At 70.0% G+C, this 25,511-nt stretch carries 18 protein-coding genes; 2 read left to right on the top strand and 16 right to left on the bottom strand.

The features are described from left to right. The first annotated feature begins 72 nt into the window (after nucleotides 1-72). Nucleotides 73-2,442, top strand: a complete 2,370-nt coding sequence (locus SNE35_RS11125) for a VanZ family protein (RefSeq protein ID WP_320422968.1) — start codon at nucleotides 73-75, stop codon at nucleotides 2,440-2,442. On the opposite strand, the gene SNE35_RS11120 is transcribed toward SNE35_RS11125, so the two are convergent. Next, nucleotides 2,415-3,563 (bottom strand): serine/threonine protein kinase, encoded by a 1,149-nt coding sequence (locus tag SNE35_RS11120; protein WP_320422967.1) that lies wholly within the window; start codon nucleotides 3,561-3,563, stop codon nucleotides 2,415-2,417. The two genes, SNE35_RS11125 and SNE35_RS11120, sit on opposite strands and share 28 nt — an antisense overlap. A 179-nt stretch (nucleotides 3,564-3,742) precedes the next feature. On the opposite strand from SNE35_RS11120, the gene SNE35_RS11115 reads away from it, so the two are divergent. After that, entirely contained in the window at nucleotides 3,743-6,202 is a 2,460-nt protein-coding gene (locus SNE35_RS11115; protein WP_320422966.1) for an alpha/beta hydrolase family protein, read from the top strand. A 7-nt stretch (nucleotides 6,203-6,209) separates the two neighbouring features. Here SNE35_RS11115 and SNE35_RS11110 read toward each other — a convergent pair whose 3' ends face one another. From SNE35_RS11110 to ppk2, 15 genes are all read right to left on the bottom strand, one after another. Beyond that, entirely contained in the window at nucleotides 6,210-7,556 is a 1,347-nt protein-coding gene (locus SNE35_RS11110; RefSeq protein ID WP_320422965.1) for a sensor histidine kinase, read from the bottom strand. Next, nucleotides 7,543-8,877, bottom strand: coding sequence for a sigma-54-dependent transcriptional regulator (locus tag SNE35_RS11105; RefSeq protein WP_320422964.1), 1,335 nt, complete (start codon nucleotides 8,875-8,877; stop codon nucleotides 7,543-7,545). The genes SNE35_RS11110 and SNE35_RS11105 overlap by 14 nt, the downstream gene beginning before the upstream one ends. Nucleotides 8,878-8,889: 12 nt before the next feature. Then, nucleotides 8,890-10,116 (bottom strand): ABC transporter permease, encoded by a 1,227-nt coding sequence (locus SNE35_RS11100; protein WP_320422963.1) that lies wholly within the window; start codon nucleotides 10,114-10,116, stop codon nucleotides 8,890-8,892. 2 nt (nucleotides 10,117-10,118) lie between these two features. Next, on the bottom strand, nucleotides 10,119-11,432 hold the full coding sequence (locus tag SNE35_RS11095; protein WP_320422962.1) for an ABC transporter permease: 1,314 nt from the start codon (nucleotides 11,430-11,432) through the stop codon (nucleotides 10,119-10,121). A gap of 2 nt (nucleotides 11,433-11,434) precedes the next feature. Then, entirely contained in the window at nucleotides 11,435-12,739 is a 1,305-nt protein-coding gene (locus SNE35_RS11090; RefSeq protein WP_320422961.1) for a TolC family outer membrane protein, read from the bottom strand. 3 nt (nucleotides 12,740-12,742) lie between these two features. Beyond that, entirely contained in the window at nucleotides 12,743-13,447 is a 705-nt protein-coding gene (locus SNE35_RS11085; RefSeq protein ID WP_320422960.1) for an ABC transporter ATP-binding protein, read from the bottom strand. A 28-nt stretch (nucleotides 13,448-13,475) separates the two neighbouring features. After that, on the bottom strand, nucleotides 13,476-14,756 hold the full coding sequence (locus tag SNE35_RS11080) for an efflux RND transporter periplasmic adaptor subunit (RefSeq protein ID WP_320422959.1): 1,281 nt from the start codon (nucleotides 14,754-14,756) through the stop codon (nucleotides 13,476-13,478). Between the two features lie 176 nt (nucleotides 14,757-14,932). Next, on the bottom strand, nucleotides 14,933-15,712 hold the full coding sequence (locus tag SNE35_RS11075) for a substrate-binding periplasmic protein (protein WP_320422958.1): 780 nt from the start codon (nucleotides 15,710-15,712) through the stop codon (nucleotides 14,933-14,935). Between the two features lie 80 nt (nucleotides 15,713-15,792). Then, on the bottom strand, nucleotides 15,793-17,025 hold the full coding sequence (locus tag SNE35_RS11070; RefSeq protein ID WP_320422957.1) for a DUF1501 domain-containing protein: 1,233 nt from the start codon (nucleotides 17,023-17,025) through the stop codon (nucleotides 15,793-15,795). An 11-nt stretch (nucleotides 17,026-17,036) separates the two neighbouring features. Next, nucleotides 17,037-18,530 (bottom strand): DUF1800 domain-containing protein, encoded by a 1,494-nt coding sequence (locus tag SNE35_RS11065; protein ID WP_320422956.1) that lies wholly within the window; start codon nucleotides 18,528-18,530, stop codon nucleotides 17,037-17,039. Nucleotides 18,531-18,621: 91 nt separating this feature from the next. Beyond that, complete coding sequence (locus SNE35_RS11060; RefSeq protein WP_320422955.1) at nucleotides 18,622-19,035, bottom strand: type III secretion system chaperone; 414 nt, start codon at nucleotides 19,033-19,035, stop codon at nucleotides 18,622-18,624. A 21-nt stretch (nucleotides 19,036-19,056) separates the two neighbouring features. After that, nucleotides 19,057-21,132, bottom strand: a complete 2,076-nt coding sequence (locus SNE35_RS11055) for a patatin-like phospholipase family protein (RefSeq protein WP_320422954.1) — start codon at nucleotides 21,130-21,132, stop codon at nucleotides 19,057-19,059. Nucleotides 21,133-21,175: 43 nt separating this feature from the next. Then, nucleotides 21,176-23,266, bottom strand: coding sequence for a primosomal protein N' (locus SNE35_RS11050; RefSeq protein WP_320422953.1), 2,091 nt, complete (start codon nucleotides 23,264-23,266; stop codon nucleotides 21,176-21,178). A 303-nt stretch (nucleotides 23,267-23,569) separates the two neighbouring features. Further along, nucleotides 23,570-24,652 (bottom strand): uroporphyrinogen decarboxylase, encoded by a 1,083-nt coding sequence (gene hemE, locus SNE35_RS11045; RefSeq protein WP_320422952.1) that lies wholly within the window; start codon nucleotides 24,650-24,652, stop codon nucleotides 23,570-23,572. Between the two features lie 17 nt (nucleotides 24,653-24,669). Next, the gene (gene ppk2, locus SNE35_RS11040; protein WP_320422951.1) at nucleotides 24,670-25,479 is read right to left on the bottom strand and encodes a polyphosphate kinase 2; all 810 of its coding nucleotides are present in this window, start codon (nucleotides 25,477-25,479) and stop codon (nucleotides 24,670-24,672) included. Between the last annotated feature and the right edge of the window lie 32 nt (nucleotides 25,480-25,511).

The following is a 25,511-nucleotide window of genomic DNA, read 5'->3' as shown; positions in this document are numbered from 1 at the left end:
CATGATAGCCAACCGCCCCCTATGATGATCCCGTGCCCCGACGGGGCTGGTCCAGTCAAGAAGAAGACGCTGATGAGCACTCTCCGACGTCCAGCGCTGTACGGCGCCGCATTCATGACGCTGTTCGTCATCTACGGCAGCTTCTATCCCTTCGATTGGACGGCCCGGCCCAGCCAGGGCGTGCTGGCGGACATCGCCCACATCCTGCTGGATGAGAGCGCGGAAGCCTCCCGGGTCGATTTCGCCACCAACATGCTGCTTGGGCTGCCACTGGCCTTTTGCCTGATGGCTTGGATGACAGAGGGTCGGCGCAACCCCCAGCTCTGGCGCGGGCTGCTGGCGGTAGCCTATTGCGGCGTGCTGGCCATTGCAGTGGAAACGGCGCAGCTCTACCTGCCCGGACGGGTCGCCTCCAAGTACGACGTGATGGCCCAGGTCATTGGCGCGGCCCTCGGTGTGACGGTTTGGTTCTGGCGCGGCGAACGGCTGTGGGAGATGTTCTTCGACTGGAGCCCGTTCAACCGCCGGCACTCGCGCTGGCAGCAGATGTCTTCGCTGTACCTGCTACTGGTCTACGCCTACGGCCTGCTGCCCCTGGACCTGACCTTGAGTCCGCAGGATCTCTACGAGAAGTGGAAAAACGGCCACATCTTCATCCTGCCCTTCCACGCCTTGCACGAAGATCAAGGGATGGTCATCTACCAGTACGCCAGCCTGCTGGCGATCTGGGGCGTGGCGGCCTTCCTGATCGCGCGAGCGCGGGCGCTGTCGGCCATCGAGATCATCGGCCGCACGGTGCTGGCCGCGGCAGTGCTGGAACTGCTGCAACTCTTCGTCGTCTCGCGCACCACCGATACGACCGATGTGACGATCGCCGGCATCGCAGCCCTTGCTGTCAGCTTCTTCGTGCGCGCGCCTAGCGACGCGACGACCGGCAGCGCCTCGTCTGCGGCACCGAAGCTGAACACGGGCCAGCTGAGCCTGCTGGTGCTGGGTTTCACCGCGCTGACGCTGGCCCTGGCCTGGTATCCCTACCTGCCGCGCTCCGACATGCAGCACTGGCGGGTGCAATTGGGACTGTGGCAGGAGGCGCCACTGGGCGCCTACCTGAACAGCGAACCACTGACCGCCGCCACCTCGGCGGTACAGAAGTTCCTTCTGTTCGCGCCCTGGGGCGCCATGGCGTCCTGGCTGTCCTGGCGCGATATCGGGCGCAGCCACGTCCTTTCCCGCTTGTTCCTGGGCTGGGGCCTGGGCCTGATCCTGGTGGTCGAGGCCGGCAAGCTCTTTCTCGAGAACAAGGTCTGCGATCCCAGCAATATCGTGCTGGAAGCGCTGGCCATGGTCATTGCCTACCGCTGGGTGACAGCCCTGAATCTGTCCCGAATCAGGTCGACCCGCCAGAAGTCGGCGACCGCGACGCGCCCCCGGCGCTCCGTCGAGCGGACCCGCTGGGTCTGGCTGTGGCTGACTCTGGCGCAGATCGGACTGCTGATGTCAGTGCTGAACCAGCTGAACCAGGATGCCGGCCTGAACTACAACCTGCGGGCCTTGACCGGTGGCCGCTCCTTCGGCCAGTTGTTGGCGCTCAGTGTGGCCGCGCTGACGACCGTCGTGCCCTGGTCCTGGTGGAGCAATTTGCCGACAGCACGACGCCGCTGGTGGCAACTGGCTTTTCTTGCGATGGCACTGCCGGCGCTGGTGACCTATCCGATGCTGCGCATCGGTGCGCCTGAGAAACTGGTATTCGATATCGTCGGCACGCCAGCCTTCGGCTGGCCGATGGAAATCGAGCCGGCCCTGCGCTTCGCGGCCCTGAACCTGATCGTCGTGTGGGGCATCGTCAGCGCGCACCGCTGGCTGGACGCGCCGCCCGCCACCCGCAACGTCGCGCACGGCATTCATTGGCTGATCGGCAGCGTGCTGGTGGCCGGCGTCTGGCACTACGTCGTCGTCAGCTCCGCGGTGACGGACAACCTGGTCGAACTGATGCGCAACGAGGGCAGCGCCGGCGTCACGGCTCTGCTGTTCGTCTGGTGGACCCTGGTCTACGGCAGCGCGCTGCAGTTGGGCCGCGTGCTGCTGGGGCAGCGGCCCTCATGGCACCTGGCCGTTGTCGCCGGCACGATCTTGCCGGCCTACCTGAGCCTGGACGCCGCGCTGGAGCCGATGCTGGTGAAATACGGCAAAGTCTTCTCGGCCTGGCAATTCCTGCTCAGCCAAGATCGCGCTCACTATGCCGAGCCGGACACGCTGATGCTGCGCTACCTGGCCGTCCATGCCGGCCTGATGCTCGTTCTGATCTTCCTCCTATTGCCGACACTGGAGGCGCAGCGCGCCAGGTCGACGATCGGCGCGCCCCGCACACCGCCGATCGGCCAGCGTCCGGCGCTGAACCGGCAAAGTGAAGCCGGTCAGGCAGCCGGGACGGAAGCCGGCTGAGGTGCCGCGGCAGCGGGTTCGGCCCGCGGTAGGTTCCGCTGGACCGGCCCGCTCATCTGTTGATGCGCAGCCCAACCGGCCGCGGCTAGCGTCGCCATGACCACAGCGGCCGCCGCAACACGCCAGTTGCGCGTCCGTACCGGCTTGCGCGGCAGGAAGGCCGCAGGCAGCGCTTGCTGCTGCACCTCGGCCGCCTGCACCGCAGCAGCCGGGCGCGGCACGGGCCGGGCCACGGTCGGCATCGGCGTCAGCACCAGGGCGGAATGGTTCTCGCCGGCCAGCCAGGCGCGCAGGTCGTCGGCCAGCGCCTCGACGCTGCCGTGGCGCTGCGCGACCACCGGTGCGATCGCCTTGTGCATCAGCGCATTGAGGCTCAGGCGCTCGCTGGCGCTGAGCGCCGGCCATGCCGCCGCCAGCGACTGACCCTCGAATCCTTCGCCCAGCTCGCTGGGCAGGCGCCCGTCGACCAGCATGCACAGCAGCACGCCGACGCCGTAGGCCTCGCCGGCCAGGCTGGGCGCTTCGCCGGCGAGTTGCTCCGGGCTCAGGTAGCCGCTGGCCGTGCCGAGGCTCATGCCGCGTTCGAACGGATCCTGCGGATCGGGCATGCGCACCAGGCCCAGGCCCATCACGCTCAGTTGCAGGCCGGGACCGATCCACAGCAGCGAGGGATCGACCTCGCCGAGCAGCCAGCCTTGCTGGTGCGCGTGGCGCAGCGCATCGCAGAGCTGCACCAGCGTGTGCAAGCGCTCGCGCAGCGAGAGCCGGGCGCGGTTCTGGCTCAGCGGCCGGCCACCGGCCCAGTCGAGGATCAGGTAAGGCTGACCGCCGGCGGTGACGCCGCTGTCGGTCGGCACCGAAATGGCGGGATGGCGGATCTGGTCGAGTTCGCCGGCCAGGTCGCCGTAGCGCAGCATGAAGGCGGCCGTGCGCTCGCTACGCGGCAGCACCAGCACGGCGGCATGGCGCTGCAGATCCATCGCGTGCCGGGCGCGGTACCACTGGCCGCCGCCATCGGCGCGGAACAGCGGCGCCTGGATGCGCCAGACGCCCAGCGCCGCGCCTTCCTGCAGCAGGGGCTGGACGGCGGGTGGCGGGAGGCTCAGTTCGGGCATTCGCATGGTCGAACGAATCCTAGGGGGAAGTCGCCGTGCCCGCCCCTGGCCCCGCCCCATAAATGCGGGGGAAACGTGTGCAGCTGCACGCTCCGATTTCACGCTTGGGCGGTCCGCCCCCCGCGAGCGGGGGGCGGGCGTCGCCGTCCTGGGCACCGTCGAGATCTGCAGTTATCGTGTCGCCCGTGACACAAACGACCATCCGCCGCCTCCCGCACCTGCTGCTGGCCCTGATGTTGGCCATGCCGCTCGCTCCGGCACAGGCCCAGGCGCCGCTGGCCTACCAGCAGCCCTCGCCGGCCGTGCGCGAGCTGCTGGATGCGCCGGCGCTGCCGCGCTGGTCGATCTCACCGGACCGCCAGACCCTGGCGACGATCGAGCGCCGCCGCTTCGCGACGATCGAGGAGCTGGCCCGGCCTACGCTGCACCTGGCCGGCCTGCGCTTCGAGACCGGCTGCGCCTGCGCGCTGCCGGCCGCGCCGATCCTGAAGCTGCGCCTGCGCAACCTGCTCAATCCCGATGCGCCGGAGCGCAACGTCGAGCTGCCCGCGGCCCCCGGCAGCCTGTTCCACGACTTCAGCTGGTCGCCCGACGGCCAGCACTTCCTGCTGCAGCGCCGGCTCGACCAGGCCAGCGAGCTGTGGATCGGCGACAGCGCCACCGGCCGGATGCGACCCGCCGCCTTCGTGAAGCTGGACACGGTGCTGCTGCAGACCGAACCGGCCTGGCTCAACGCACGCGAAGTGATCGTCACCACCGTGCCCGACCGCCGGGGCACCCCGCCCACCGCGCCGCGCGGGCCGATCGGCCCCGCCGTGCAGGAAAGCCTCGGCAAGGTCTCGCCCGAGCGCACCTTCGCCGACCTGCTGAAAAGCCCCCACGACGAGGCGCTGTTCGAATACCACGCACGCTCCACACTGACCGTCGTCGACGTCAACACGGGCCTGGCGCACGACCTCGGCGCGCCGGCGCTGTTCACCAGCGTCAGCGTCGTCGGCGACGGCTCCGGCGGCCCTAACTCCCAGTTCCTGCTGACCGAGCGCCTGGCCCGCCCGTTCAGCTATGCCCTGCCCTGGGACGAGTTCCCGCGCATCGTCGAGCTGCGTTCGCGCGACGGCAAGCTGGTGCGCGAGATCGCGCGCGTGCCGCTGCGCCAGAACATGGCGGTGGACGCCGTCATCACCGGCCCGCGCGCGGTGCAGGGCTCGCCCTTCGGCGACGCGGCGCTCTACTGGGTCGAGGCGCTGGATGGCGGCAACCCCGCGCGCCCGATCGCCTACCGCGACCGCGTGATGAAGCTGGACCCGCCTTACACGAGCGAGGCGCAGGAAGTGCAGCGCATGCCGCACCGCTTCTCCAAGCTGCTGTTCCTGGACGACGGCCAGAACGCGCTGCTGACCGAGATCGACCGCAGCCGCGCCTGGACGCGCACCTACCTGCTGCCGCTGGCCGGCACGCAGAGCCGCCCGCTGTTCGACCATTCGCTGCGCGAGAAATACCGCTTCCCTGGCACGCCGCTGATGCGCAACCTGCCAGGCAACGGCCGCAGCGTGGTGATCTCCGGCCACGGCGAGCTGCTGCTGGCCGGCCCCGGCGCCACGCCGCGCGGCGAGCGGCCCTTCCTCGATCGCTTCTCGCTGAAGGACCTGAGCGTCACGCGGGTCTTCCAGTCGGCCGAAAACCAGTACGAGCTGCCGCTGCTGCCGCTGGAAGGCGGCCGCCTGATCACGCAGCGCGAAAGTCCGACCGAGCCGCCCAACCTGGTGCTGCGCGACGGCACCGGCAGCAGCCTGCTGACCCGCGCGAAAGACCCGACCCCGCAGCTGCGCAAGATCCGCCGCGAACTGGTCAGCTTCAAGCGCGGCGACGGCGTGGACATGAGCTTCTGGCTGTGGCTGCCGCCCGATTTGAAGGACGGCGAGCGCCGCCCCGCGCTGATCTGGGCCTACCCGGTCGAGTTCGCCGACGACGCCACCGCCGGCCAGGTCAGCGGCTCGCCGAACCGCTTCAATGTCTTCGTCGGCCTGTCGCCGCTGAACCTGCTGATGGACGGCTTCATCGTGCTCAGCGACGCGACGATGCCCATCGTCGGCGACCCCAAGACCGTCAACGACAGCTTCATCGAGCAGGTCACCGCCAATGCCCGCGCGATCATCGAGAAGGCCGACGACCTGGGCATGGTCGACACGCGGCGCCTGGCCGTCGGCGGCCACAGCTACGGCGCCTTCATGACCGCCAACCTGCTGGCCCACACCGACCTGTTCAAGGCTGGCATCGCACGCAGCGGCGCCTACAACCGCACCTTGACGCCCTTCGGCTTCCAGGCCGAGCGCCGCAACCTCTGGGAAGCGCGCGACGTCTACCTGCGCCTGTCACCGTTCCTGTACGCACCGCAGATCAAGGAGCCGCTGCTACTGATCCACGGCGAGCAGGACAACAACAGCGGCACCTGGCCCGTGCAGAGCGAGCGCATGTTCCAGGCGCTGGCCGGCACCGGGGGCACGACCCGCTACATCTCGCTGCCCTACGAGGGCCATGGATACACGGCGCGCGAGTCCGTTGGCCACGTGCAGTGGGAGATGAGCCAATGGCTCAGGACCTATCTCGGCGATCCGCGCGTCCCGCTGCCGCGTCCCGCGGACTGAACATCGCCTAAGCGGGCAGCGTCAAGGTGACGCGCAGCCCGCCCTCGCTGCGATTGGCCAGCGCGATGCGGCCGCCGTGTGCCTCTGCGATCTCGCGGGCCAGGGCCAGGCCGAGGCCGGTACCGGCGCGCTTGGTCGAATAGAACGGCAGCAGCGCCTGCGCCAGCACGGCCTCGCTCATGCCAGGGCCGCGGTCGGCGACCTCGATGCGCAGCTCGCGGCCGAGGGTGGACAGGGCGAGCGTCACCTCGTCCGGATCGCCGCCGGCCTCGTGGGCGTTCTTGACCAGATTGATCAGCAACTGCTCGATCTGCGTGGTGTCGAAGCGCGCCGGGCCGGGCAGATCGCCGATGCGGCGGAAGCTGCAGTGCCCGGCCAGCCCTTCGAGGAAGGCCGGCCATTGCACCTCCTGCAGCTGCGGCGCCGGCAGCTTGGCGAAGGAGGCGTAGCCGTCGAGAAAGCCGTGCAGGTGCGAGGCGCGCGCGCCGATGCTGGCGAACACGCCGGGCAGGCGCTCGCGGTCCTCGTCGCGACCGCGGCGCGCCAGTTCCGCGCCGCTGTGGGCGAGCGAGGAGATCGGCGCCAGCGAGTTGTTCAGCTCGTGGCTGATCACGCGCAGCACGCGCTTCCAGGTCGCCACCTCCTGGCGCGACAGCTCGCGCGTCATACGGCGGATCAGGCGCAGCCGGTGCGGCCGGCCCTGCAGGCGGAAGTCGCGCTGCGAGAGGTGGAAGGTCTCGTCGACGCCATGCAAGGTGAGGCTGAACAGGCAGTCCTCGCTGCTCGTCAGCGCCTGGCGCATCGCCTCGGGCAACTGCTCCCGCAAGACGTCGAAATCGGCGCCGACCAGGCTGCGGCCCTCGTCGATCAACTGGCGCGCGGCGATGTTGGCGATGGTGACGATCTCCTGCGCGTCGGTGAGGATCAGCGCGACCGGCGTGTTCTGCACCACGGTGTCCAGCAACAGCTCGCGCTGGGCCAGATGCTGACGCTGCTCGCGCAGCGAATGCCCCAGCTCGTTGTGCAGGCGCAGCAGCTCGCCGAGCTCATCCACGCCGCCGTCGGAAACGATGGTCAGGCTGTAGTCGCCGTCGCGGTAGCTCAGCACCGCGCCTTCCAGCGCGCGCAGCAGGCGCGCCAGCGGCACGAACAGGTTCTGGCTCAGCAGCAGCAGCAGCAGCGGCGTCGTCAGCAGCAGGGTGATGCCGGCGGCGGCCAGGGCCGGAGGCAGCGGCCAGTCCAGCCAGTGCAGCAGTTCCGGCAACGGCCAGATCGTGAGACCCAGGTAGCAGGCCAGCGGCACGACGGCGCTGGCCATCAGCAGCCAGAACAGCCGCGCCCTAAGAGAGCCCATAGCGCTCCATGCGCCGGTACAGGGCCTGGCGCGACAGGCCCAGCGCCTGCGCCGCGCGGCTGACGACGCCGCCGGCGCCGGCCAACGCCGCCTGCACCGCCTCGCGGCTGGGCTCGTCCAGGTTGCGCTGCGCGGCCAGGTCGACCGGCAGGCCCAGCAGCTCCGCCGTGATCGGCTGGCCGTCCGCGGCGAGCAGCGCCGCGCGGGCGATCACGTTCTTCAGCTCGCGCACATTGCCCGGCCAGCGGTAGGCCAGCAGCGCTTCGCGCGCGGACTCGGACAGCGTCGCACCATCGCCCAGGAAATGCTCGGCCAGCGCCAGCACGTCGTCCGGCCGCTCGGCCAGCGGCGCCAGGGCGATCTCGATCACGTTGAGGCGGTAGAACAGGTCTTCGCGGAAGCTGCCGGCACGCACCATCGCCTTCAGGTCCGCATTGGTGGCGCTGATCACCCGCACTTTCGACTGCCGCGTGCGGCTGGATCCCAGGCGCTCGAAGCGGCCGGTCTCCAGCACGCGCAACAGCTTCACCTGGCCCGGCAGCGGCAAGGTGCCGATCTCGTCGAGGAACAGGGTGCCGCCGTCCGCCGCCTCGAAGCGGCCCTCGCGGGCACGCTGCGCGCCGGTGTAGGCACCGCTCTCGCTGCCGAACAGCTCGGCCTCGATCAGCTCGGCCGGCAGCGCGCCGCAGTTGACGGCGACGAAGGGCCCGGCCTTCACCGCCGAGTTTGCATGGACGATCGCCGCGATCCGCTCCTTGCCGCTGCCGTTCGGCCCGGTGACCAGCACCGGCAGTTCCGCACGCGCCACCTGGCAGGCCAGCTCCAGGCTTCGAAGCATCGCCTCGGATTCGAACACCAGGCCGCCCAGCTCGTAGCGCTCTTCAAGAGCAGCACGGCGCGTGCGCTGCTGGCGGCGCTGGCGCCCCACCTCGCGGCTGGCCTCGGCCAGCTCCAGAAGGTTCTCGACGGTAGCCAGCAGCTTCACGTCGTCCCAGGGCTTGGCGAGGTAGTCAGCCGCGCCAGCCTTGACCAGTTCCACCGCCGCCTCCAGCCGCGTCCAGGCCGTCAAGAGGATCACCGGCAGATCCGGCGACAAGGCCCGGATCGCACGGAACAGCGCGACGCCCTCCTCGCCCGAGGTGGTGTCGGCCGTGAAGTTCATGTCCTGGATCACGACGCCGATCGAGGGCTCCCGCGCCAGCAGCGCGAGGCCTTCGTCGGGCGTTGCCGCGTAGAGCGGCCGGATGTCGCGCAGCGAGAGCAAGAGCGATAGCGCCTCGCCTACTCCCGGGTTGTCGTCAATGATCAGGACCGTCCGCATTGCGGCGGATTATCAGCTTCGCAATGCCGCCACCGGCGGCAGCGCCGCCGCCCGGCGTGCCGGGCCCCACACGGCGATCTGCCCCAGCGCCCACAGGATCAGCGCGCCGATCGGCAGGTACATCAGCGGCAGGCGCGGCAGCTCGTACTGGCGCATCAGCGCGGCGCTGATGCCATAGGCGGCCGCCATGCCCAGCACGATACCCAGGGTGGAGAGCATGAAGTTCTCGGTCTGGAAGTAGCGCAGGATCTGACCCCGCGTGGCGCCCAGTGCGCGGCGGGTGCCGATCATGCGCGTGCGCTGCTGCACCCAAAAGCTGGCCAGGCCGACGATGCCGAAGGCGGTGACGACCAGCAGGCCGACGCAGACGCCGCCGAGCAGCCAGACCATCGTGCGGTCCTGCCGGTAGTAGTCGCTGCGCAGGTCGGTCATCAGTTGCTGGTCGCGCAGGATGCGCTTGGCCCCCGGGCTGGCGGAGGCGAGCGCCGCCGAGGCCGCCTTCAGTACGGCCTCGCGCCGCGCCGGATCGGTGACGCGGATCAGGTAGTTGCCGTCGCGGTAGCTCGGCTGGATGGGCAGCACCATCGCGTAGCGCTGCCGCTCACCGGCACCGGGGTTCGGCGTCACCATGTGCTCCAGCACGCCGACGACCCGCTGCGGCCGCTTGCCATAGATGTAGACCGCCTTGCCCAGCGCCGATTGGCCGGGGAACAGGCGCTCGGCCAGGTCGGCGTTGAGGATCACGGAGGGCACGTTCGGGTCGTCCTGCGTGTCGACGACGCTGGCCGGCTGGTACTCCTGCGGCGTGAAGTCACGGCCCTCCTTGAGCTTCAGGCCGAAGGTCTCCAGCCACTGCGGGCTCGGCTGGTAGTCGGACGACACCACCACCGCGCGGGCGTTCGGGTCCGGGTCGATCCGCACGCCGCTGTTATTGGAGCTGCCGCCGAAGGGCATCTGGTTGGTGACGGTGACGCTGGCCACGCCGGGGACGGCGCGCAGGGCGGCCAGGTCGGCCTGGGTCTGCGGCTCCGGGTTCTCCACGCGCTTCATGCCGGAGACGCCCAGCACGATCAGCTCGTTGTCGGGCATGTAGCTGGGCGCGCCAATCTTTTCGATGCGCTCGCTGATCAGGAACAGCGCGTTGCAGACGATCGCGCAGGTCAGCGCGATCTGCAGCACGATCAAGCCGGCCGCGGTCTTGTGGCGCTTCAGCGTGGAGAGGATCGGGAGGATGTCCATGGTCACTGCACCTTCAACTGGAGAGCGGGGGTGATCTGGCAGGCGCGCCAGGCGGGCAGCAGGCCGGCGATCAGGCTGGCGCCGACGGCGAGCGCGAAGGTCGTGCTGAACATGGCCCAGTCGAGCTGCGCCAGCGCGGCGTAGGAGCTGCCGTTCTGGCGCACGGCCCACAGGCCGGCGAGCGTCAGCAGCAGGCCCAGCGCGCCGCCGGCCAGGCCCAGGCTGCCGGCCTCGACCAGGAACTGGCAGAAGATCGCGCTGCGCGAAGCGCCCAGCGCGCGGCGCACGCCGATCTCGCCGGAGCGGCGCAGGCACTTGGCCAGCAACAGGCCCACGGCGTTGGTCAGGCATACGGCCAGGAAGCCGAAGGCCAGCCAGACCTGGAGCTCGATGTCGCTCGGCACGGCCTTGCGCACCAAGAGCCACTCCATCACCGGCCGCAAGCGGGCGTTGGGCGGGCGCTCGAAACGCCCCGCCTGCTTCTGCGCGGCGCTGTACTGGTTCAGGTAGTCGAGGTAGGCCGCGGCCTGCTGCGGCGTGTCCAGCTCCACCCAGTACTGCGCCCACGAGCAGGGCGCGGTCACGGCCATCACATCGCCGCCGGGCGTGTCGTCCCAGCAATCCATATTGCCGCTGTGGCCGAACTTCAGCTCCAGCGCCGTTTCGACCGGCAGGTAGACCTGGGCCGGCTTGGCGTAGGTGCCCAGCGTCATGTCGAAATAGTGAGGTGCGGGCCGCCAGTCGTTCAGGACGCCGACGATGGTGAAGTCCTTGTCGCGCACGCGCACCGTCTTGCCGCGCGAGTCGGCACCGTCGAACAGGCGCTCGTTCAGCTCACGGCTGATCACGGCGACGCGGGCCCGGGCGTCGTCCTCGGTGGCGGTCCAGCCGCCGCCGTAGAGGAAGGGCACCTCGAACACCGGGAAGAAATCCGCGCTGGTAAAGCGGGAGCTGGCGAAGAACGGCTGCACGTCCGGCTTGCCGGAGGCCGCCGGATCGATGGAGCTGTTGGCACCGTGCATGAACACCTGGCGCACGCCGCGCTTGTCGCGCAACAGGGTCTCGGCGTCGAAGCGGGTGAGCTGCAGGTCGGGCTCGCCGTTCGGCACGTAGTCGCGCATCTTCTGGGCATCGAGCTGCACATTGAAGAGCCGCTTGCTCTTGCTCGGGATCGGATCGCCGGACAGCACGTGGAACACCGTCAGGGTCGTCATGCAGGCCGCGACGCCCATCGCAATCGACAGCAGCACGAGCACCGTCAGCGCACGCGCGGATTTGAGGCTGCGGAAGCCCAGTTCGAGGTAGTAGGCGAGCATGGTCACTCCTCCTTGTTGGCCGAGACCAGCAGCCGGTTGACGGCCGCCAGTTCGGATTCGTTCAGGTTGCCGGCCGCGCGCTGCAGCAGCAGCTTGGCCAGCACGTAGCCGTGGCGCGCCTGCTCGAAGGCGTTCTGCGCCGAGGCCTGGGTCTGGATGGCAAGCAGCAGGTCGGTCATCGTGCGCGTGCCCAGCGGCTGGCCGGCGCGGGTGGAGGCCAGCATCCGGTCGCTCGCCGCGACGGCGTCGCGCGCGCTCTGCATCAGCGCGATGCCGGAGACCACCGACTGGTACTGCGCCTGCGTCTCGCGCACCCAGCTGCGCTGCACGATCTCGAGCTGGTCGCGCTGCGCCTCGCGCTGGTAGACCGCCTGGCGCGTCTGCGACTCGACGGCGCCGCCGGCGAAGATCGGGATGTTCAGCCGCAGGCCCAGCTGCGTGATCGTGCGGCCGTTGTCGCTCGGCGCGATGCCGGCGCCGCGCTGGTTCAGGCTGTCGACGCCGAGGCTCAGGGTCGGCAGGTGGCCGGCGCGTGCGGCGGCGATGCGCTGCTCGCTGGACTTCAAGGTCAGGTCCTGCACGAGGATCTGCGGGTTGTTGCGCAGCGACTGCGTCACCCAGGCCTGTGCGTCGGCCGGCTCCGGCGGCAGCGGCGGCAGCTCGGCCACCAGCGGTTGCAGCGTGCCGGGCTCGCGGCCGGTGATCTGCGCCAGTGCCTGCTGCGCATCGGACACCGCCTGCCGCGCCTGCACGGTGGCGCCGCGCGAGAGCTGGTAGTAGGCCTTGGCCTGGTCCACATCGACCTGGGCCGACAGGCCCGCATCGAAGCGCGCCTGCGCCTGCTGCACCTGCTGCTCGAAGGCCTCCTCGTTCTGCTGCGTCGTGCGCAGGGTCGCCTGCGCGGACAGCAGGCCGAAGTAGGCACTGGCGACCCGGGCGCAGAGGTCCTGCTCGGCCGCCTGCACGGCGGCGTCCTGCGCGGACACCAGCGTGCGCTCGGACTGCCAGCCGCGCAGCTTCGACAGGTCCAGCAGCACCTGGCTGATGCTGCTGTCGAACTGGTGCAGCCGCCCGCCTTCCGGGCCGGTCTCGTGGGTCTCGGACGCGCCCGCCGACCACTGCGGCAGCAGCGGCGCCCGCGCCTGCACGGCCACCTCGCGCTGCACGCCGCGGGCGGCGTCGGCGGCGGCCAGGGTCGGGTCTTTCGCGCGGGCCTCGGCGTAGACCTGCAGCAGGTCCTCGGCCCGGCTCGCCGCCGGCAGCGCGAGGGCCACCGCGACGAACGCCATGCTCAATCGCATCGGCATCGATCAGCCCCTGACCAGCGCCGGATCCATGCGCAGCTCGGCCGCGATATCGACGACCTGGCCGTCGATCACGTGGACGTTGCGCTGCGAGCGGGCGGCCAGCTGCGGGTCGTGCGTGACCATCACGATGGTGGCGCCGTCGCGGTGCAGTTCCTCCAGCAGGTCCATCACGCTGCGGGCCATCGAGCTGTCGAGGTTGCCGGTCGGCTCGTCGGCCAGCAGCAGGCGCGGGCTGCCGGCCAGCGCGCGGGCGATCGCGACACGCTGCTGCTGGCCGCCGGACAGTTCCGCCGGGTAGTGCTTCTGGCGTGCCGAGAGGCCCACGCGGGCCAGCGCATCGGCCGCGCGCTTCTTGCGCTCGGCACCGGCCATGCCGCGGTAGCGCAGCGGCACCTCGATGTTGTCCAGCACGTTCAGGTCCGGGATCAGGTTGAAGGCCTGGAAGATGAAGCCGATCTTCTCGTTGCGGATGCGCGAGCGCTGCGTGTCGTTCATCCCGCTGACGTCCACGCCGTCCAGCAGGTAGCTGCCGCCGCTGAAGGCCTCCAGCAACCCGGCGATGGTCAGGAAGGTGGTCTTGCCCGAACCCGAAGGACCGGTGACGGCGACGAACTCGCCCTCCTTCACCTGCAGGTCGAAATTGCGCAGCGCATAGGTCTCGACCATCTCGGTGCGGTAGACCTTGGACAGGCCGGTCATGTTCAGCATCTGGTTCTCCTTGAGGGGTCGGGTTCGTTCAATGGCTGATGGTCACGCGCGGGGCGCTGCCGAAGGCATCGCCGCCGGAGATGACGACGCGGTCGCCGGGCTTCAGGCCGTCCAGAACCTCGACCTTGTCGAGGCTGCGGGCGCCCAGGCGCACCGGCACGCGCTCGGCGGTGCCGTCGTCGCGCAACAGGTAGACCGCCGTGCCGCCGTTCTCATCGGCGAAGCTGCCGCGGCGCAGGAAGGTCACGTTGTCGCGCTTGTCCAGCAGCACGCGCACGCTGAGGCGCTGGTTCTGGCGCAGCTGCTCGGGCTGGGCGCCGTCGAAGCGCAGCCGGGCTGCCACCTCGCCGTTGACCACCTCGGGCGAGACGGTGCTGATGCTGCCCTTCCAGTTCTGGCCGCCGCCGCTGATGTCGCCAGGCATGCCGATCGCGAGGTCGCGCGCGAAGCTCTCGGCCACCTGCATCTGCACTTCCAGCGCGGACAGGTCGATCACCGTCAGCAGCTGCGCGTCCTTGGCCACGGTGGCGCGCTCGGCCACCAGCAGCTGGCCGACCTGGCCGTCCGCCGGCGAGCGCACCTCCAGCTCGCCGACCTGGCGCTGCAGGTCCTTCACCAGCAGCTCCTGGCGCGCCAGCGCGGCCTGCTTGGCCTGCACGTCGAACTTCAGCGCGTCTTCCTTCATGCCGCGGCCGGCGGCGGCGTGCGTGAGCGTCACGCGTGCCTTCTCCAGCGTGTCGCGGGCGTGGTCCACCTGCATGCTGGCGGCAGCACCGGCCTTGAAGGCCTGGGTCTGGCGGTCGAGGTCGTTCTGCGCGGTCTTCAGGTCGATCGACGCGTTCTCGTACTCGCTCTGCAGCTGCGCGCTCTGCTGGCGCGCATCGACCTGGGCGCGCAGCACGTCGGCGCGCATGCTGTCGGCGTTGCTGCGCTCCTGCGCGAGGCGGTTGGCGAGATCGGGGCTGTCGATGCGGGCCAGCACCTGGCCGCGGGCGACCTTGTCGCCGGCATGGACCAGCAGGGTCACGGCGCCGCCGTTGGAGGCGTAGAGCGTCGGCGCGTTGGCGGCGACGACCTTGCCCTCGCCGGCGATGTCGCGCACGAAGGCGCCGCGCTCGACGGCAGAGATCGTCAGCCGCGACTCGCTGACCGAGGTGCCGGCCGTACCGGAGCCCAGGCGCTGCAATTGCGGCCAGGCCAGCACGCCCAGTGCCAGCAGGGCCAGGGCGCCGACGGCGATCACGACCTGGCGGCGGCGGCCCGGCGCGGCTTGGATCACGCGATCCTGGGCGGAAGTGTCTCGGATCATTGAGGAGGACGGATGGGTTGTTTCCTCCTCCTGTTCGCAATGAGCGTGCCCGCCGTCGTCGTCGAGGCGAAGCGTTACGAATCAATCACTTGCGCGGCAGCGCGGCGGCGAAACACTGTCCGCGGACAGTGTCCGGACGGACGACCGGTCGGCCGGTCATCCGGCCAGTCAGTCGTTCAGCCGGTGCTGCAGCTGGCGCGCGGCAGCCGCGCGTGGTCGGCCATGCGGTCCAGGGTGCCGTCCTTCTGCAGCACCCGCACGCCCTGCCGCAGCGCCTCGACGGTGGCGGTCGGCGTACCCAGCGAGGCGGCGAGCCACAGCGGGTCGCTCTCCAGCGGCTTGGACATCGCCAGCTGCGTGTGATCGATGCCGCGCGCCTTCAGGCTCAGGGCGATGGTCTCCTGGTTGCCGTAGGCGAGATCGACGATGCCGCGTTCCAGCAGCTTGGCCACCTCCTCGAACGAGATGGCCTCGTGCACGGTCGCGGTCTTCATGTTGTCCGCGCGATAGGGCGCGGCGCGCAGCACCGCCATCCGCGTGCCCGCCAAGGTCTCCTCGTCGAAGCGGCTCATCCGCTCGCGCAGCGCGACGAAGCCCATGTAGCGGCAGGACAGCTTGCCGATCCACAGATAGCGCGCCTCGCGCTCCGGCGCGCGGACCAGGGGCAGGATCAGCGCCGGATCCTGCCGCGAAGAGGCCAGCAACTGCGCGCGCGGCCAGGGCACGAACTCGACCTGCAGCGCGAAGCCGGCCTGCGCGGCGACGGCGGAGGCCTGGCGCACCAGCGGCCCCGGTGCGTCCGCGCCCTGCTCGATCTCGAAGGGCGGGAAATGGGTGGTGACGAGGCGCAGCAGGGGCACCTCTTCCTCGGCGGCGGTGGCAGGGCCAGAACTCGCCGCGAGCACCAGCAGCGCGGCGATCAAGGCACCGGGAAAGGCGCCGAGCACTCTTCTCATGTCGATCGTCATTGCTTCGTTCGGACTGCGAGATTTCGATTATCGGCAGTCAGTCGAACAAAGCCGTTAGGCGACGGCGCTCAGGTGCGCAGAATTCCCTTCAATCCGGCCGCCGCAAGGCCCGAAGACGGCGCCCGAGGGAAGACGCGGTCGAGCAGCGCATCGTCGGCGCCGAGGTGGCGACGCAGGATGGGGGTCAGGACTTGCCTGAAATCGCTCACCACAGCCAGGTCGCGCCCGTCCACCAGCGCCGCGTCGTCCAGCCCCGGCCATTCGCCGATCATCCGGCCGCCGGCCACCGGGCCGCCCAGCAGCCACATCACGTTGCCGCGGCCGTGGTCGGTGCCGCCGGTGCCGTTCTGCCGCAGGGTGCGGCCGAACTCGCTCATGACGACGATCACCGTGTCCTGCATAGAGTCGCCGAGGCCGCCGGCCAGCGCGTCCAGGCCTTCGCCGAGGCTGGCCAGCCGGTTCGCGAGCTGGCCCTTGGCGCCGCCCTGATTGACGTGCGTGTCCCAGCCGCCGACCGAGGTGAAGGCGAGCTGGGTGTGCGGATCCTTGCGGATCAGGGTGCCCAGGCGCCGCGCGTCGGCGGCGAAGCTGCGGGCCGAGGGAGCGCCCTGGTCGCCGGTGTCCGACGCGGTGCCGGGCGCCATCATCATGCTGCGCTTGATCTCGCCGCGGCCCTCGGTGGCGTCCTGGTAGCTGCGCGACAGCGGGTCCACGCCACCGTAGAGCTTGGCGAAGGCGGCCTGCAGGTGCGGGTCGTCGATGGCCTGGTTGGCGAGCGCCTTGGGGCCGACGCCCAGGCTCGCCACGCCAGCGCTGCCGGCGAAGATGCGCGGCGGCGTGGCGCCCATATTGATCGCGCGGGTGGGCGCGGCGGGGCCGGGCAGGCCGGCGAGCAGGCGGTTCATCCAGCCATCGGGCGTGCTCTTGCGGCCGGGCGTGCCGGATTCCATGTAGTCCTGCGCGTCGAAGTGCGAGCGGGTCGGGTCCGGCGAGCCGCTGGCGTGGACGAAGCCGAGTGCGCCGCGGTCCCACCAGGGCTTCAGCGGGGCCAGCGACGGATGCAGGCCGAAGTTGCTGTCGAGCTTGATGACGCCGTCGTCCGCGCCCGGCGCGGCCAGCGCGATGCTGCCGCGCGAGGCAGCGTAGTTGCGCTCGCCATAGGGCACGACGACCGAGAGGCCATCGACCGCGCCGCGCAGCAGGATGACGACGAGCTTGCGCCGGGCCAGCTCCGGATCGGCGCGGGCCGTTGACCAGAGCGACCAGGCGGCGCCCGCGGCAAGGACCTGTCTGCGTTGCATGGCGATCTTCCTCATCGATGCATGAAGTCGGGGCTGCCCAGCAGCAGCGCGAGCTGCAGGGCCACGGGTTCGGCGGCGACGGTCTCGCGCGTGCCCGCGCTGATCGCGGGACCCAGCGTGGCCAGCAGCGCGCCGGGATCCGCGCCGAGGCCGCTGCGGCGCAGCCGCTGGTTCAAGGTCTGCGCCAGCTGGATGCGCTGCGCCAGCGCCTCGGCATTCATCCAGGCCGCGGCGGTGTTCTTGTAGCCGTCGGGCGTCTGCGCGCCGTACAGCGGCATGCCGGCCTGGGCCAGCGCGCCGAGCAGCGGCTGCATGTCCTCGGGTAGCGGCGCATCGACGGCGCGCAGAGAGGACAGCAGGTACTGGTAAGGCGTCTTGAACTTGGCACCCCAGGTCTCGCGGCGCCAGAACTCGTCGGAAGTGATCATCGTGCGCATCACCTGGCCGAGCTGGTCGGGCCGGCTCTGCGTGGCGAGGAAGCGCTCGGCCATGCGCTGCACCAGCGCCAGCGGCGGCTCGTCGGCGACGAAGGCCTGGGCCAGTTGGCCGGCGATGTGGCGAGCGGTGGCGGGATGCGCGGCAAGAACGTCCAGCGCCTGCTCGCCCTCGGCCTGGCCGGCGGGAGCGATCTTGCGGCCGAGCCACTGCTTGGTGCCGGCATCGTGGCGGCGCGGCTCGAAGCGGAATTCCGCATCGGGGCCGCTGGTCCAGCCAGTCAGCATGCGGGCGAGTTCGGTGACGTCGCGCTGCGCATAGCCGCCGTCGACGCCGAGCGTGTGCAGCTCCATCAGCTCGCGGGCGTAGTTCTCGTTGAGGCCGCGGCCGGCGCGGGCGGCCGGGCCGCCGACGCTCTGCGCGTTGTCCAGGTAGATCAGCATCGCCGGGTGCTTGGCACTGGCGCCCAGCATCGCGCGGAAGGAGCCGAGCACGTGCGGGCGGATCGCGCGCAGCTCGTAGTCGCCCACCAGCACGGCCACCGCACCCTTGCCGGCGAACACGTTGAAGTGGTTGAACCAGAAGTCCACCAGCAGCTCCTGCAGCTGGGCCGGGCTGTCGATGGCGCGCAGCAGGCGTTGTGCGCGGGCCTGCTGCGCGATGGGCTGCACCAGCTCGCGGCGCGCATCGCCAACGACTGCCCCTTCGCGCTTCGCTTCGCGCGCGAGCCGCTGCCCCTCGCGGTAGCGGGCCATCAGCTCGTCGGCCGTCAGCGGCAAGGTGTCGAGCGCGGCCAGGCGCTGCGTGAGCCGTTCGGGCAGCGCGATGCGCTCGGGCGCCAACTGCGCGTCGATGAAGTCCTGCAGCCAGCGCTCCGGGCCCTGGGCCTGGATCGCGGCGGCATCGGCCGGCCGTGGGCCGAAGGCGAGGCGGTTCAGCGCGTGGACGGCGCGTTCATCGGGTGTGAGCGACGCGGTGCGTGCAAAGCCCGGCCGGGCGATGACACCGGCCGCGGCGCCGAGCAGGACCCGGCGGCGGGAGAGGCAGCAGGAGAGCGGCAGACCATCCATGCCGCGAAGTCTGCAGCATCGCGCCGGCCAGCGGTCAGGACAGGTGTTTCCGCGCGGAAAAAGTTTGTGCGCGGGGGTGTCAGCCAGCTAGTCAGGCCGCGTCGTCATCGCCGTCGTCGATCTCGACTTCCTCGCGGATCTTGTCGGCCTCAGTGGCGACGGCGTCGATCAGGCCCGCCAGCTCGCTGCCGCTCAAGCCCGCTACCGGCACGCGGCCCCAGATGACGAGGCTGCCGGCCGTGTCGCAGCCGATGCGGAACGGCGCCAGCGGGCTGTCGTAGAAGTTGCGGCGCAGCAGCCACAGCACGCGGCCGTAGTCGATCTGCGTGGGCAGGGCCATCACGGGAGAGACCAGCATCACGCTCTGCTCGTCCTCGGCGAACAGGATCACGGTCGAGTTCTCGCCGACGCTGAGCTGCAGGCTGCCCTGCGCGTCGGGCGACAGCGCATCGACACCCAGGGCCTTGGCGAGGTCGGCGTACAGGTCTTGCGTGCTCTTGAACATGGTCGTTCTACCTTTCGGGATTTATTTCATCTTCCGCTGCGCGAGCGCGGCGGCGAATTTCTTGTGGCCGCGCTTCGGGATGCTGCGGTCGGACTTGCTCTTGAAGTGCTTGACGCCCATGTCGATCGCGGCGTTCAGCGCCTTCACCGTCTTGGCCGCGCGCAGCTTCTGCTCCATCGCCTGCAGGGTCTCGATACCGCTGCCGCCCTTGTTCTGGTACTTCATCTGCGGATAGACGAGTTCCTTCAGCAGCGCGTCGGCATGGGCGCGGACCTTCAGCATGTCGCTGACCGCATAGGTGGCGGCCAGCGCCGGGCTGCTGCGGCCGCCCTGGCGCGCAGCGGACAGGAAAGCGTCCAGCGCCTGCTGCTTGTTCAGCTCCCGCGCGACGAAGGCCTGGTAGTCGGCATCCGCGCCGGCCAGGCGGTCCAGCTCGTTGAGCAGGCCGGTGGCCATCGGGTCATTCAGCAGCGAGGCCGGATCGGCCTTGGCGGCGGGCTGGCGCACCGCATCGAGCAGCTTGGCGATCATCTCGGCCACGCGCTCGCGGAAGACGACGGCAGCGGCGGCGCCCTCGTAGTCGTTGGACTGTAGGGTCTGCAACTCATCCATCGGGATGCAGCAGAGCATCTGCGACTCGCAGCTGAAGGAGCGCGAGCGGTCCTGCTTCTCGCGCTCGATCTGCGTCTGCGTGGCCTGCTCGGTGGCCTGCTGCAGGGCCAGCTTGGCCTCCATCGGCAGGTTGAATTCCAGGGTGCCGCCGCGCATGTCGACCTCGCGCTCCTTCCCGCCGGGCTTCTTCGGCGGCAAGGTGATCTGCAACGGCACGACGACCAGTTCCTCCGGCTTGTCCGCCAGGTCGCGGTTCTTCGCATACTCGGCGGCGATGTGCTCGGAGCCGACGAACCAGTCGATCAGCCGCGCCATGCGGCCCACCTCGGGCTTGACCTTGCCGGCCAGCAGGTCGTCGGCAACGCCGGCCTTGTCCTCGAACACGAAGGTGACGCCGCGGCCCGATGGCACCGGATCGAGGTCGCGCTCGTCCTGGCCCAGGGTGGACGAGGTCGGCGTGTTGTTCATCACGCCGCCGTCGATGAAGCGCACGGTCCGGCCGTTGGCCAGCTTGATGTCCACCGGCTTGAAGGCCGCCGGGAACGAGGCCGAGGCGTGCACGGCGATCGCCACCTCGAGATCGGGCTCGGAATCGGCATCGAAGACGTAGAGCTGGCCGCCCTGGCCGCTGCCCTCGACGGCGCTCAGCTTGCCCTTGTCGTTGGTCTCGAACTCCTTGATGTAGGTGCCGGTGATCACCACTTCCTTGATCGCCGGGATCACGCGCGAGAGCTGGCGCAGGTCCCCGAAGGTCGGGCCGCTCTTGTTGCTGGCCAGGCGCTTGACGATGGCGACGGCGGTCGGGTCCGGCGCCTCGCCGCGCTGGCCGCAGGCGTCCATGTACTCGACGATGCGCTTGCGCAGCGTTTCGTCGAGCACATCGCGCACGATGTCCTCCAGGCCGCCGCCGGTCAGCGGGCTGCCGATGTTCTTCATCGCCCGCACCAGCAGGCCGAGCTTGGTGCCGCCGGTGCCTTCGACGATGCGTGCGGTCGTCTCGTCGTCGTTGCCGATGCGGGTGAATTCTTCGGAGGTGATGCCGGCCGCCACCAGCGCGGCGGTCATCGAGCCGACCGAGGCGCCGGCGATCTTCCTGGCGTCCTTCAGCACACCGCTGTCTTCCAGCGCCTTCACCGCGCCGGGCAGCGCGACGCCCTTGCCGCCGCCGCCCGAGAAGGTCACTTCCTTGACCGGAGGCGGGGGCGCCGTGTAGCTGACCGCACCGCCCGGCAGCTTGGCCACGCTGATCTTCTTGCCGCTGGGCGCGACGAAGGCGACCGGCTTGGCCGCCGGCGCGATCGCTGCACCCGAGCGCGGTCGGCCCAGCGGGATCTGGATGGCGCCCGCCGGGTGCGGCAGGCTGGTGTTCAGCGGCACGGCGCGCACGGGCTTGCGCATCACGGGAGGCAGCACGGAGGACGGGCGCCGTGCCTCGACACCCAGCACGCGGCGCAGCCACTCGTCCTTCTTCAGGTCATCGTCCATCAGGCACCTAGCTATTGGAGCCCGGAATCTATCCGGAATGGTTTCAGATCGCCAGCGGATCGACGTCGACGGCCCAGCGCATCAGCCCGCGATGTTCGCGCTTCAGCGCGCCGAGCTCGGGCAGCCATTGCCACAGCAGGCGCTGCAACGCACCACGGCTCGAGGACTCGACCAGCATCTGCATGCGCTCGACATTGGCCACGCGGGCGACGGCCATCGGCACCGGCGGGTAGATCAGCACGCCCTGGCGCGCGTCGGGCAGCTGCTTGGCCCAGGCGGCGGCGGCATCGAGAAAGGCCTTGGCCGCCTCGACGCTGCGGGCCTCGGCCCGCACGAGCGCCAGGTGCGCGTAGGGCGGCAGGCCGGCCGATTCGCGCTCGGCCAGCTGCTGCGCGGCAAAGGCCTCGTAGTCGTGCGTGGTCAGCGACTTGTAGAGCGCGTGCTCCGGGTGCCAGGTCTGAACCCACATCTCGCTGCGGGCCGCCTGCTCGGCATCGCGCCCGGCGCGGCCTGCCGCCTGCATCAGCAGCGCGAACAGGCGCTCGGGCGCGCGGAAATCGCTGCTGAACAGCGCGCCATCCGGGTTCACCGCGGCGACGAAGGTGATGCGGCGGAAATCGTGGCCCTTGGTGATCATCTGCGTGCCGACGAGGATGTCGACCTCGCCGGCGTGGACGGCGGCGAGCTGCGCTTCCAGCTCGCCCTTGTTCTTCGTCGAGTCGGCATCGATGCGGGCGACGCGGGCGCCGGGCAGCGCCTCGGCAAGCTGTTCTTCCAACCGCTCGGTGCCGCGCCCCAGCGGGGCGATGTCCATATTGCCGCAGCTGGGGCAGGCCGAGGGCACGCGCTCGGTGAAGCCGCAGTGGTGGCAGCGCAAGGTACGGTCGCCCTTGTGGAAGACGCGCCAGGCGCTGCAGTGCGGGCAGTCGCTCTTCCAGTTGCACTCGCCGCAGTGCAGCACCGGCGCGTAGCCGCGGCGGTTCAGGAAGACGAGGCTCTGCTCGCCGCGCTCCAGCCGCCGGCGCAGCGCTTCGAGCAGCGGCGTGGTCAGCGCGGTCATCACGCCCTTCTTCACCGGCAAGGTCTTCATGTCGAACAGGCGCACGCGCGGCAACGCGCCGCCGCCGATGCGCTGGGGCAGCGCCAGGCGCTTGTACTTGCCCTCTTCCGCGCGCTGCCAGCTCTCCAGCGAGGGCGTGGCCGAGCCCAGGATCACCGGCACCTTCTCCAGCCGGGCGCGGTAGACGGCCAGGTCGCGCGCCGAGTAGCGGGCGCCGTCCTGCTGCTTGTAGGACGGGTCGTGCTCTTCGTCGACGACGACGAGCCCCAGCTGCGGCAGCGAGGCGAACACCGCCAGCCGCGTGCCCAGCACCAGCCGCGCCTCGCCCAGATGCGCGGCCAGCCAGTTGCGCAGGCGCTGCGCCGGCGTGAGGCCGCTGTGCAGCGAGACGGTGGCAACGCCGGCGAAGCGCGCGGCGAAGCGGGCCTCCAGCTGCGGCGTCAGGTTGATCTCGGGCACCAGCACCAGCACCTGTTTGCCGGCGGCCAGCGCGTGTTCGGCGGCACGCAGATAGACCTCGGTCTTGCCGCTGCCGGTGACGCCGTAGAGCAGCACCGGCGGCGGGGTTTCCGGCGCCTGCAGCAGCGTATCCAGTTCGGCCAGCACGGCGGCCTGGGCCTCGCTGAGTTCGGGCTTGCTCTCGCTTTCTTCCTGGCTGCGCTGCCCCTGCTCGGCGGCCCATTTGGCGACGCGCTTCAGCCGCAGTTGGAGCTGCGACGGCTCCAACTCGCGCAGCTGCGGCGGCAACACCGACAGCGCCAGCTCGCCGACCGTGCGCTGGTAGTACTGGGCGGCGAACTCGACCAGCGCACACCAGTTCGCGCTCAGCGGCGGCAGGCCGTCGAGGATTCCCAGAATGGGACGCAGCAGGGCCGCGTCGGTGTCCTGCTCCGATTCACCCGGCCAGACGATGCCCAGCAGTTCGCGCTTGCCCAGCGGCACCCGCACGAGACTGCCTGGAGCGAGTGCCCGCTCACTCAGGTAATCAAGCGGGCCCGTCAGGCCGCTGTGCTGCGGCGTGTCGACGGCGACGCGCACGCGGGTGTCGATCAGGCCGGTCGCTGCCTCGCTCATTCAGTTCCGGAGGTGAGAGGGAGGGTGAACATCGCCGGCTAAGTCCATGATTTCAAAAGCACCTCTCGGCTATTCACAGTTTCTGTGGATAACTTTGTGAGGAAGTCGGCGGGCCGCAGCGCACCACGCTCGAAAACCCTGATTGCCGCCCGGCCGCCCATTTTCGGTGCGGCCGCCGTGCGTCCATATGAATCAAGCACTTAGGCTTCAATCGGGAAAACGAGAAGCTGCAGCGCAACAATCAATCCCCGTATCGCCTCGCGTCCTGGATTTTGGGGATAAGTCCGCAGCGCCGTGCGAACTTCACACCGCGGCGCGCAGCCGACGCGAGTGCGCGTGCACCTCGTCGACCAGCGCGCTGACGTGTTCCGGCGGCGTGTACTGGCTGATGCCGTGGCCCAGGTTGAACACGTGGCCGGGGTGCGGGCCGAAGCTGTCCAGCACCGCGCGCACCTGCTCGCGCACCGCGTCCGGCGGCGCGAACAGCACGTTCGGATCGATATTGCCCTGCAGCGCGACCTTCTGGCCGACGCGCTCGCGCGCCTGGCCGAGGTTCATCGTCCAGTCCAGGCCGACGACCTCGGCACCCGACGCAGCGATCTCGTCCAGCCACAGGCCTCCGCCCTTGGTGAACAGGATGCGCGGGATGCGCCGGCCTTCGTGCTCGGTCTTGAGCTGCGCCAGCACGCGGCGCGAATAGGCCAGCGAGAAGCGCTGGAACATGCCGTCGGCCAGCACGCCGCCCCAGGAGTCGAAGATCATGGCCGCTTGCGCACCGGCTTCGATCTGCGCGTTCAGGTACTGCGCCACCGCGTCGGCGTTGACGGCGAGGATGCGGTGCATCAGGTCGGGCCGCGCGTACATCAGGCTCTTGACCTGGCGGTAGTCGTCGGAGCCGCCCCCCTCGACCATGTAGCAGGCCAGCGTCCAGGGGCTGCCGGAGAAACCGATCAGCGGCACGCGGCCGTTCAGCGCACGGCGGATCGAGGTGACGGCGTCGAACACGTAGCGCAGCTTGTCCATGTCGGGCACCTCGAGCTTGGCGACCGCCGCCTCGTCGCGCACGACCTTTTCGAACTTCGGTCCCTCGCCGATCGCGAAGGACAGGCCCAGGCCCATCGCGTCGGGCACGGTCAGGATGTCGCTGAACAGGATGGCCGCGTCCAGCGGGTAGCGCTCCAGCGGCTGCAGCGTGACCTCGGTGGCGTAGTCGGTGTTCGTCGCCAGGCCCATGAAGCTGCCGGCCTTGGCCCGCGTCTCGCGGTACTCGGGCAGGTAGCGACCGGCCTGGCGCATCAGCCAGACGGGCGTGTAGTCGGTCGGCTGGCGCAGGCAGGCGCGCAGGAAGGTGTCGTTCTGGAGAGGGGGGAACGCATGAGAGTTCATCCCCCGATTATCCGGGTTCAGATCGGCGGGATCGGCCTCAGCTTGCCGCCGAAGCGCTCGCGTTGCGGCGCCTTGTCCAGCGGCGGGAACTGCAGCGTCGATTCCGGCACGCCGACATCGGGCAGACGGTCCAGCAGATCGCGGATCAAGGTCAGCCGGCCCAGGCGCTGGTCGTTGAAATCCACCAAGGTCCAGGGCGCGTGCTTCTTGTGCGTGGCCTCCAGCATGCGGTCGCGGGCCTTGCCGTATTCCTTGTAGAGGCGGCGGGCCTCCAGGTCGATCGGCGAGAGCTTCCAGCGCTTGAGCGGAACGGACAGGCGGTCCTGGAAGCGCTCTTCCTGCTTGTCCTGGTCGACGGTCAGCCAGTACTTGAACAGCAGGATGCCGTCGTCCACCAGCATCTTCTCGAACACCGGCACCTGCTTCAGGAAATCGTCCGTCTGCTCGGGCGTGCAGAAGCCCATCACCGCCTCGACGCCGGCGCGGTTGTACCAGCTGCGATCGAACAGCGCGATCTGGCCCGCCGTGGGCAGGTGGGCGACATAGCGCTGGAAATACCAGCAGCCCTTCTCGTAGTCGCTGGGCGTGCCCAGGGCCACGGTGCGGCATTGGCGCGGGTTCAGGGTCTCGCTGATCGCCGAGATCGTGCCGCCCTTGCCGGCCGTGTCGCGGCCCTCGACGACGACCACCAGCCGCTTGCCGGCGTGCTGCAGCCAGCGCGCCATGCCGTTCAGCTCCAGCTGCATCGGCGCCAGCCGTTCGAGGTATTCGGACTTGCCGAGCTTCTTGTCGCCCTTGTCGCCCTTGTCCTTGCCGTTCTTCGCCATCGGTGCTGCTCCAACCCAAGCCGTGGAGCAAC

The sequence above is a fragment of the Roseateles agri genome (assembly GCF_034043675.1).
Lineage (GTDB): Bacteria > Pseudomonadota > Gammaproteobacteria > Burkholderiales > Burkholderiaceae_C > KK5.
The sequence above is the reverse complement of the archived record's forward strand: the minus strand, read 5'-3'. Positions and strand labels throughout refer to the sequence as shown.